Below are 3,659 nucleotides of genomic sequence, written 5' to 3'. Positions count from 1 at the left end.
CACCACCACCTCGGTGACGCGCTCGCCGCAGCGCACGTTCCCGCCCAGGCGCTCCAGCCTCCGTACGAGGGCGTCCGTCAGGGCGCCCGCGCCGCCCACCGGCACCGGGAAGCCGTGCGTCTGCCCCAGCATGGACATCAGCCAGCCGAAGCCGCCGCTGCCCGCCGCCTCCGGCGCCAGATCCGCGTGCAGGGCGTTCCCCGCGAGCAGCAGCCGTCCGCCGTCGCCCGCGAACTCCTCCTCGCCCAGCCGGCGCACCGGCAGCATGAGCGAGCGGGCAAGGCGCAGCCCGCCGCCCGCCCTGACCCGCGCGGCGAGACCCAGCGCGGGGCGCACCGGCGGGAACGGCGTGAACATCGCCTGGATCAGCGGCTCCCGCAGGCGGTCCCATATGTCGCACAGCCGGTCCCAGCCACGGCCGTCGCCCGGGGCGAACGCGTCCAGCGAGTCGCGGGTCAGGGCGCGGTCGCGGTCCAGCACGGCGCAGCGCCCGTCCGCCAGCGGGTGGGCGAGGACGTGCTCGGCGTGCGCCCAGCGCAGTCCCTCGCGCTGCAGGTCCAGGGCGGCGAGGACCGGCGAGGCGGCCGCCAGCGGGTAGAAGGCGCTGAACATGTCACTGATGTAGTCGGGGTGCACCCCGCGGTCGCTGCGTACCGCGCCTCCTGGGTGGTCCTGGGCCTCCAGGACCTCGACGCTCCAGCCCGCGTCGGCCAGTACGTTCGCCGCCACGAGGCCGTTGGGCCCCGCGCCGATCACCACTGCGTCCGGCATGTCCACTCCCCTTTGCCCGAAGGCGCTCTGCTCTGCCCGAAGGCGCTCTGCGCTCGTCCGAAAGCGCTCTGCGATGGCCAGAAGGCGCTCTAGGACTCGGTGGCCGGTTCGCCCTGCGCGCGAGCCGGGGAGCCGCCTTGTTCGACCAGCTCCGCCAGGCGGCTCAGCATGCTGCGGTGCCGGATCTGGATGAGGGCGTCGACCGCGGCGTTGTGCAGCACACCGCCGGGCCCCTGGAGCGGATGTTCGTCGACGATCACCAGCGTGTGGGCGCCCCACTGGCGCACCTCGATGGCGATGCGGGCGGTGCCGAGCACCCCGCTGTAGGCCTCCAGTTCGAGACGGTTCGGCCTGTCCAGGTGGCGCACCACGGTGTGGCCCGACACCGTCCAGGGGCCGAGCCGGACGGTGTACTCAAGGCGCGAGCCGACCTCCGGCCACCGTGTGTCGAGCGGTCGGGAGTCGTGCGTGCCGACCACCCAGTCGGCGTACCGGTGTCCGTCCTCCAGCACCTCCCACACCTCAGAGGGCGGCCTCTTGACCAACTGATGGCGTACGGCCACGTCATGCCTCCTCGTCCGGTGCCGACCCGTGGTGGCCGGCGCCTCCGCGTATGCGGACTTCCACCTCCTCAGCCCACAGCAATCTCGCGCCGTGCGCCACAGGAGTCGTACGTACGCGCCTGTCACCGGTCCGCGGTGTCGGCGCTGTCGGCGTCCGAGCCTTCCGCGTCCCCCGCGAGGGCCGCCAGGTCGCTCAGCAGGCGTTGTGTGTCGGCGGTGAGGCCGCCGAGGGCCGGGGTAACCCGGGAGCGGCTGTCCGTCAGCAGGAGCGTCAGCCGCTCATGGGCCTCCTGGGCCGTGCGCAGCGCGCTGCGGCGGTCCCGCGCCGTTCCGCGGCGCTCCCCCGCCTCGGATCCGGGGGCGCCGCTCTCGTCGAGCGCGCACACGTCCCCGGCCGCCCGCAGCAGCTCGGAGAGGATGCCCGGGGCGTCCTCCGGCAGGTCGGCGAGGGAGGGCCTGTCCTCTCCCGTCTCGGCGAGGGTGCGCACGGTCGTCTTGATGTGCTCCGTGATCCTGTCCCAGGCGAAGTCCCAGTCGGACGCGGGCGCGCGGGGCACGGAGCGGCGCAGCTTGCGCCCGGGGTTGAAGCGGTAGCTCTCGTCGGACCAGCGCCGCGCGGTGCGCAGATCCGTCACGAGGTCGGTCAGCCGCTGCGCACGGTCGTACCAGCCCTGGGCCTTCTTCGGGTCGAAGGGTTTCTCCTGGATGCCGTCCGCGACGGCGTGCAGCAGGTCGCCGCTCTCCTGGGGCAGCCGGCTGCGCAGATGCAGCACGTCACGCTCGTGCACCGGGGGCAGGATGAGGGCGTTCACCGCGATGCCGATGACGGCGCCGACCAGGGTCTCGAAGAGGCGGTGCAGGATGTCGAAGCCCGAGTACGTGCCGTAGGCGAGGACGAAGAGCGCCGCCGTCGGCGCGTACATCCCCTGGGTGCCGAAGCGGGCGTAGGTGCTCAGGAGCACGGTGACGGGCAGGACGAGTGCCATGGCCGCCAGCGTGTTGTTCCCCGTGAGGACCGCGGCGCCCGCCGCGAGCAGCGTGCCGACCATGACCACCGCGAACTGCTGCATCGCCGAGCGCAGCGAGCGGTAGACGGTGCTCTGCACGAGGAAGAGCGCCGTCCAGGGGGCGAGGAGCGCCATCGGCGCGCTCCACCACCACCCGGCGAGCGCCCAGGCGAGCACCGCGGCGCCCGCCGCCTTGAGCGACTGGACCGTCGTGTCACGTTCCGGCCCCGAGGTCGTCACGGCCCTGCGCGCGGACTGCCACAGGGCCGACACCTCCCAGCGCAGCGCGTTCCACCAAATACCGGCCACCTCTTTTCCGTCCTCTTCCCGTCCCGTTGTCGATCCGCTGTCTGTCTAGGGCAGCGGCGTGCCGCCCGTGGCGTTCATGATCTCGGCGGTGATGAAGCTCGCGTGCTCGGACGCGAGGAAGACGTAGGCGGGCGCCATCTCCGCGGGCTGCGCGGGGCGCCCGATCGGCGCCTGCTTGCCGAACTCCTTGGTGTCCGGCAGCGTCGCGGGGATCAGCGGCGTCCACACCGGGCCCGGGGCGACCGCGTTGACGCGGATCCCGTCGTCGATCAGCATCTGGGCGAGGCCCTGGGTGAAGGTGACGATGGCGCCCTTGGTCATGGCGTAGTCGAGGAGGTGCGGGCTCGGCTTGTAGGCCTGCACGGACGTGGTGTTGATGATCGATCCGCCGCGCGGGATGTGCGGCACGGCCATCTTGCAGAGCCAGAACATCCCGTACAGGTTCGTCCGTACGACCTGGTCGAACTGTTCGGTGGAGATGTCACCGATGCCTTCGGGCTGGGACATCTGGTAGGCGGCGTTGTTGACCAGGATGTCGATCCGCCCGAACTCCGTCACCGCGCGCTCCACGAGCCTGCGGCACTGCTCCTCCTCGCGGATGTCGCACGGCACGGCGAAGACCTGCCGTCCGGCGTCCTCGACGAGGCGCGCCGTCTCCCTGGCGTCGCCCGCCTCCGAGGGCAGATGGGTGAAGACGATGTCCGCGCCCTCGCGTGCGTAGGCGAGGGCGACCGCCCGGCCGATGCCGGAGTCGCCGCCGGTCAGCAGCACCTTGCGGTCCTTCAGCAGGCCGCTGCCTCGGTACGACTCCTCGCCGTGGTCGGGCGGCGGGTCCATGGCGCCCGTCCAGCCGGGCGGCTCCTGGTCCTGCTGGGGGAACTCGGGCCGGGGGTGACGTGTGGTCGGGTCCTGCCGGTCCTGTGCGCCGGGGGTGTCGTTCATCAGCTGCGCCTTCCTGGTCGTCCCTTCCCACCCTCCGCTTCGGGGGCGGCTCCCACCACTTGAGGGG

Annotated in this window: 4 protein-coding genes; all 4 read right to left on the bottom strand. The window is 72.5% G+C overall.

Annotation, left to right across the window (positions count from 1 at the left end):
* A partial coding sequence (locus GKQ77_RS29640) for a phytoene desaturase family protein (RefSeq protein ID WP_219692199.1) occupies window positions 1–771 on the bottom strand: 771 nt, incomplete at its 3' end.
* Between the two features lie 89 nt (window positions 772–860).
* Window positions 861–1,334, bottom strand: coding sequence for an SRPBCC family protein (locus tag GKQ77_RS29635; protein ID WP_219692198.1), 474 nt, complete (start codon window positions 1,332–1,334; stop codon window positions 861–863).
* 122 nt (window positions 1,335–1,456) lie between these two features.
* Complete coding sequence (locus tag GKQ77_RS29630; protein WP_308117824.1) at window positions 1,457–2,650, bottom strand: FUSC family protein; 1,194 nt, start codon at window positions 2,648–2,650, stop codon at window positions 1,457–1,459.
* Window positions 2,651–2,695: 45 nt separating this feature from the next.
* Window positions 2,696–3,592: an SDR family oxidoreductase gene (locus GKQ77_RS29625; RefSeq protein WP_219692197.1), complete on the bottom strand. Its 897-nt coding sequence runs from the start codon at window positions 3,590–3,592 to the stop codon at window positions 2,696–2,698.
* Window positions 3,593–3,659: the final 67 nt, after the last annotated feature.

The organism is Streptomyces anatolicus, from assembly GCF_019400875.1.
GTDB lineage: Bacteria > Actinomycetota > Actinomycetes > Streptomycetales > Streptomycetaceae > Streptomyces > Streptomyces anatolicus.
Note: the sequence above shows the minus strand (reverse complement) of the source record. Positions and strands in the feature narration are given on the sequence as shown.

Bases quoted from the DNA above. Each gene is read 5' to 3' on its own strand.
- GKQ77_RS29625 (WP_219692197.1), bottom strand. From the start codon at position 3,592: ATGAACGACACCCCCGGCGCACAGGACCGGCAGGACCCGACCACACGT.